Here is a 5,764-nt window from a genome sequence, read left to right as displayed (position 1 = left end):
AGAACAAATCAACCAAATCCAAGAGAATATCGACCGCACTTATGGCATAGGCAGCCCAAATGGCATGGCAATCCGTGCAGTGACGGCAGCCCTTCAAGCAGCGGCACAAAACGACACCAATGGTGCAATCGTGGCGCTTGCTTCGCCTTATCTCAACAAGCAAATCCACGATATGACGAAGGAGAACACGGCGAAAGACAAGGCGACCAACCTGATAGCCCACGCCTTGCTTTCGGCGGTAGAGTTCCAAGTCACGGGCAAAGACCCGCTGACGGGGGCGGTTGCAGGCGTAACGGGTGAAGCCACGGCGACAATACTGACTAAAGCCCTTTATGACAAAACGCCGGACCAACTAACGGCGAGTGAGAAAGAGAATATCAGCACGTTAAGTCAAATTGCAGGGGGCTTAGCTGGCGCACTCACTGCGAAAGCAAATAATACCGCAGAGCAACAAGGTGGCAACTTCCTGACTGCAACGGCAGGCACGGACACGGCGAAACGGGCGGTGGAGAATAATTTCTTTGATGTTGACCCTCATCAAGAGCGCTTGGATGATATCAAACTCTTTGCGAAATTGTATTTCAACGGCGATGAAGAAAAAGCAGAAGCCTATTATGACGCAATGCAACAAGGCAAATCTAAAGGCGTTAAAGATAACGTGGTTGAAACGGCGGAAGCTATCTTAAATCTTGATGAAACCGTAAAATCGCTTGCTTATGCAATCACCCATCCGAATGAAGTGATAGAGCAAGTCTATGTTTCAATGGATGAATGGAATCAACAATATGAATACGCGGTAAAACATGACCCTGCGTTAGCAGGCGAAATGCAAGGCTATATTTTGGGTAACTTTGGTTCAACCCCGGTTAGCGGCATGGTTGTTGGCGCAGCTGGGGCGAAGTTGTTGCAGAAATCGGCGGGATTGGTGAAGAAAGGGGTTGAAAAAACGGGGCTATTACCTAATTGGGCAAATGCTAATTCAAACTTGCCGATTGTTGGAGAAGTTGCAGGTTATTCTACTACTAGGGTCACTATTAATGATAAAAATATTTGGTCTGAGACTAAGAAATTCTCCTCACAAGAGAATGCTTTATCTCACTGGGAAAAACATAAAAATGAGTTTCCTGAGTTGAAGAATAGTGATGATTATCTAAATTATGTTCATGATTTTATTAAAAATCCTCCTGAGGGAACTTTAATCAAGGAAAGGACTAATGGAGATAAGTTATTCTATTATCCAGAAAAAAATACATTTATATCTATAAATAAAGATGGAGTTCCTAAAACAATGTTTAAACCTGAGGCTGGAATAAATTATTGGGAGAAGCAAAAATGATGAAAAAGGGAGAGTATCTCTGTCCTTGTTGTATGAATTATTCGTTATCAACAGAAAGAGAATATGAAGTTTGTAGTATTTGTGGATGGGAAGATGATCCGGTTCAATTTGATGATCCAGATTTTTATGGAGGAGCTAATCAAATGAGTTTAAATGATGCACGAAAGTGTTTCGAAAAGTATACGAATATAAATTGCAAAAAGATCAAAGCGTAATTTTTGTAAACTATTTGGACTATATTATGAAAAAATGGAAGGGAATATGTAAAACGATAGTATTCAACATGCGCAATAGGTAAATGCACAAAACCTCAAAGCCGGTTACAAACTGTTGTCGGAAAATAATCAATGGCAAACCGTAAAAGGCGTGAGTATTAAACGTGAAAAATTGAGTGCGTATAACTTAACGGTAGAAACCGATCACACTTACTTCATTAAAGGTGCAGGTGGAGATAGTGATGGTGTATGGGTGCATAATGATTGTTGGCACGCCTTACCGAAAGATTCTAAGCGTATTAAAGATATTGATGGGCATAAAGCCTATCAATTTAAAGATCATAGTGGTAATGATATCACGGTTATTCAAAAGGATAGAAATCGTTTTGAGACATTAGACCATAAGGGCGTAGAGACAATTTTACCTAGACAACATAGTTGGGAGGCTGCTAGAAATCTTGCTTTAGAAAAAGTAGGTGATTTAGGTCTAGACTCTAAGCCATTTATTGGAACTTTAGAAATTAGTGATGGATACGGTAAAGTTGTAGGAAGAGTATCATCAGATGGAAAAAAAGGTTGGAGATTAGATTATGATCCCAATAAAGGAATGCATACACAAGACTTGAAGAAAGTGCAAGAGCGGCAGGAAATGGCGAGGGTGATAGGTGAGATTGCTAACAATGCCATCAGTATTGCGACTTATGAAGAGCGGGAGAAAATGAACAAGCTCGGGCTTGAGAAGTTTAAGCTGGAAGAACAGAAAAAAGCCCTTGGTGACAATGATGCTAACCGTGCTCAAGTGGCAGCGCTTGATAAGCAGATTGGCACTATTACACAGGAAATTAACAAAACCCAACAGAAGATTGATAACAACGTTGGCATTGGCAGCCCAAATGGCATGGCAATCCGAGCGGTGACGGCAGCCCTTCAAGCAGCGGCACAAAACGACACCAATGGTGCAATCGTGGCGCTTGCTTCGCCTTATCTCAACAAGCAAATCCACGATATGACGAAGGAGAACACGGCGAAAGACAAGGCGACCAACCTGATAGCCCACGCCTTGCTTTCGGCGGTAGAGTTCCAAGTCACGGGTAAAGACCCGCTGACGGGGGCAGTTGCGGGCGTAACGGGTGAAGCCACGGCGACAATACTGACTAAAGCCCTTTATGACAAAACGCCGGACCAACTAACGGCGAGTGAGAAAGAGAATATCAGCACGTTAAGTCAAATTGCAGGGGGCTTAGCTGGCGCACTCACTGCGAAAGCAAATAATACCGCAGAGCAACAAGGTGGCACGTTTCTCACCGCCACAGCTGGGGCTGAGACGGCGAAACGGGCGGTTGAAAATAATAATCTGCTCGCAGAGTCTGCGAAATTAGCAATAAGACCAACAATAAAATTGCTGTGTAGTAAAGAATGTATGACTGCTATAGGTATGGTCGGCACAGCTTATGTATTGTCTAATTCAGAAATTGAGGAATCTATTCAAGCAGGAATATCAGGAGATCCGGCTAAAATAGCGAAACTTACAGATGAGCAGAGAGCTTATTTAAATAACCAAGTTTTACTAGGGAAAGAGAGCTTTTTTGTCGGAACAGATGTTTGGATACCGAATGCAGATGGAGGCTTTTCACCGGTTGATCCAAATTTGGTTACAACAACGATTGAAGGTAAACCGATTATTGACCCAAGAATTTTTGTAAATCATACGGGAGGAATAGAATATCCATCGGACTATAATCTACCGACAAATACAGGTGGAAACCAAGTTGTTAGTAATGATAAAGAAGGTCATATATTGGCAGGAGGTGAAAGCCAGATTGGGGATTGGAGGGATAATGCGTTATTTGCAAGAGATAAAACTATTGATAAGGCAGCTGAGAGATTGGGATATAAGCAACGAATACCTCCACAAAAAGCTCCGTTTAACTCTCACGGGCAAGATGTATATTGGAATGGTAAAAATTATATTACACCGGATGTCGATGGGCATAATGTTTCTGAAGGTTGGAAATTATTTGATCGAAAAGGCCAGAGACTGGGAACCTATGATAAAGATTTAAATAGAGTTAAGGATTAATTATGTTTGGTATTTTCTTTAAAAATGAAAATCTATCCTTTGATAATGGATATGGGAAACATATTTTGGCTTATATAAAGCTAGGTAATTATGTTGAAGAATTACATATTCCCATAGATTATTGGAGAGCTAAGGAGTATATAAATAGTTGGATATCATCTTTAGTTGAGGGGCTTGAGACACAGAAACATTCTGTACTAATAACATCAATGCATGAAAGTAATTCTATTAATTTTATTAATTCTTGGATTGTTTATTATGATAAAGAGAATGCGTTTATACAGAATAAAATTATTTTTACAGGAGATATTCCAAATTTTGATATCTCTAAGATAAATTCATATATAGGCGATAGGGAAACTGTTAATGAAGATGGTTTTAAAATATCTGAATGGTTAGTGAAAAAAAAGGATGTTATTGATTTTTATGATTCTCTAAAGGTAAAAGAAATATAAAATGGATTATTGATTATAAATATAGGAGAGTAAATTAATTCGGTATATCTGAGAGAAAAATCAAAGTATCATTATTCAGAGGTAATATGAAAGAGTTAGAAAGATATATTGAAATATATAATAACTTTACAGAAGAACTTCTTGTTAGGATAAAAGTGAATATAGCTCAAGGCGATATAAAGAAACATATATCTGTGGATATTGATGACCCATTTATTTTTGGGGTGTATCAATTATCTAATGAAAATTTATCTAATTTGGGGATTACTAATTATGATGAAGAATATCTTAGCTTTTTTCTGACTTCCGAAGGATAAATTAGCGAGTGTGGCGATGAATGTGGACACGCCATTTCAACGTTGACGCAAAAAGTATGGGGAAAGGGGCGAGCGCTAATCAGGTGGCGGCACAAAACGACACGAATGGTGCGATAGTGGCACTTGCTTCGCCTTATCTCAACCAAAAAATCCACAAAATGACAGATGGTGATACCGCAAAAGACAAGGCGGCAAACTTAGCTGCTCATGCCTTGCTTTCAGCCGTAGAGTTCCAAGTCACGGGCAAATACCCACTGACGGGAGCGATAGCGGGTGTAACAGGAGAAGCCACTGCAGAAATCTTAACCCGAACCCTTTACAACAAAGCACCTAGTGAGCTTACAGCGAATGAAAAAGAGAACATCAGTACGTTAAGTCAGATTGCAGGAGGCTTAGCGGGCGCACTCACTGCGAAAGCAAATAATACCGCAGAGCAACAAGGTGGCACGTTCCTCACTGCCACAGCAGGCGCGGACACGGCGAAAAGGGCGGTGGAGAATAATTTCTTTGATGTTGACCCTCATCAAGAGCGCTTGGATGATATCAAACTCTTTGCGAAATTGTATTTCAACGGCGATGAAGAAAAAGCAGAAGCCTATTATGACGCAATGCAACAAGGCAAATCTAAAGGCGTTAAAGATAACGTGGTTGAAACGGCGGAAGCTATCTTAAATCTTGATGAAACCGTAAAATCGCTTGCTTATGCAATCACCCATCCGAATGAAGTGATAGAGCAAGTCTATGTATCAATGGATGAATGGAATCAGCAATATGAATATGCGGTAAAACATGACCCGGCATTAGCAGGCGAAATGCAAGGCTATATTTTGGGTAACTTTGGTTCAACCCCGGTTAGTGGAATGGTTGTTGGTGCGGCTGGGGCGAAGTTGTTGCAGAAGTCGGCGGGATTGGTGAAGAAAGGGGTTGAAAAAACGGGGCTATTACCTAATTGGGCAAATGCTAATTCAAACTTGCCGATTGTTGGTAAAACGACAGGGTATGAAAATCAAACGACAAGGATATCAACAGGTGCTGATAATGTAGCGTTGTATCCTAAATTAAAAGCAACTTTGATCTCTAAAGAGATTTCAGATGGACATGCTTTTTCTAAACATGTTGTTAAACAAGGAGAATTTAAAAATATATCCGTTTCTACTAGAGAACAATTTGAACAGCATATCGAAAATGTTGTAAATAACTACACATCATTTAAAGAATTATCCAATGGTCGTAGTGCTTACTGGCATGAAGAAAGCGGTACAGTTATTATCAGAAACCCAAAAGCAAAAGATGGGGGAACAGCTTTCCAACCGCGAGAAGGTCGTAAATATTTTGATGAAAAATTAAGGGGCTGACGTAGA

The 5,764-nt window shown here is 40.3% G+C and carries 6 protein-coding genes and 1 pseudogene; all 7 read left to right on the top strand.

Annotation, left to right across the window (positions count from 1 at the left end; genetic code table 11):
• A partial coding sequence (locus BKK52_RS12930; RefSeq protein ID WP_208606175.1) for a VENN motif pre-toxin domain-containing protein occupies positions 1-1,336 on the top strand: 1,336 nt, incomplete at its 5' end.
• Positions 1,333-1,551, top strand: a complete 219-nt coding sequence (locus BKK52_RS12925) for a CPCC family cysteine-rich protein (protein ID WP_077415506.1) — start codon at positions 1,333-1,335, stop codon at positions 1,549-1,551. The genes BKK52_RS12930 and BKK52_RS12925, both read left to right, overlap by 4 nt.
• A gap of 91 nt (positions 1,552-1,642) precedes the next feature.
• Positions 1,643-1,804, top strand: a pseudogene (locus tag BKK52_RS14125) (polymorphic toxin-type HINT domain-containing protein); the annotation flags it as partial.
• 354 nt (positions 1,805-2,158) lie between these two features.
• Entirely contained in the window at positions 2,159-3,631 is a 1,473-nt protein-coding gene (locus tag BKK52_RS14120) for a VENN motif pre-toxin domain-containing protein (protein ID WP_341864559.1), read from the top strand.
• A gap of 2 nt (positions 3,632-3,633) precedes the next feature.
• On the top strand, positions 3,634-4,086 hold the full coding sequence (locus BKK52_RS12905) for a hypothetical protein (protein WP_077478872.1): 453 nt from the start codon (positions 3,634-3,636) through the stop codon (positions 4,084-4,086).
• 86 nt (positions 4,087-4,172) lie between these two features.
• Entirely contained in the window at positions 4,173-4,403 is a 231-nt protein-coding gene (locus BKK52_RS12900; RefSeq protein ID WP_077474316.1) for a DUF7683 domain-containing protein, read from the top strand.
• Positions 4,404-4,423: 20 nt separating this feature from the next.
• Positions 4,424-5,758, top strand: a complete 1,335-nt coding sequence (locus tag BKK52_RS12895) for a VENN motif pre-toxin domain-containing protein (RefSeq protein ID WP_077478871.1) — start codon at positions 4,424-4,426, stop codon at positions 5,756-5,758.
• The last annotated feature ends 6 nt before the right edge of the window (positions 5,759-5,764 follow it).

The organism is Rodentibacter trehalosifermentans, assembly GCF_002000545.1.
GTDB lineage: Bacteria > Pseudomonadota > Gammaproteobacteria > Enterobacterales > Pasteurellaceae > Rodentibacter > Rodentibacter trehalosifermentans.
The sequence above is the reverse complement of the archived record's forward strand: the minus strand, read 5'-3'. Positions and strand labels throughout refer to the sequence as shown.

What these genes read in the sequence shown, in the direction of transcription:
- BKK52_RS12925 (WP_077415506.1), top strand. Translation starts at nt 1,333, where the DNA reads ATGATGAAAAAGGGAGAGTATCTCTGTCCTTGTTGTATGAATTATTCG.
- BKK52_RS14120 (WP_341864559.1), top strand. Translation starts at nt 2,159, where the DNA reads ATGCATACACAAGACTTGAAGAAAGTGCAAGAGCGGCAGGAAATGGCG.
- BKK52_RS12905 (WP_077478872.1), top strand. Translation starts at nt 3,634, where the DNA reads ATGTTTGGTATTTTCTTTAAAAATGAAAATCTATCCTTTGATAATGGA.
- BKK52_RS12900 (WP_077474316.1), top strand. Translation starts at nt 4,173, where the DNA reads ATGAAAGAGTTAGAAAGATATATTGAAATATATAATAACTTTACAGAA.
- BKK52_RS12895 (WP_077478871.1), top strand. Translation starts at nt 4,424, where the DNA reads ATGTGGACACGCCATTTCAACGTTGACGCAAAAAGTATGGGGAAAGGG.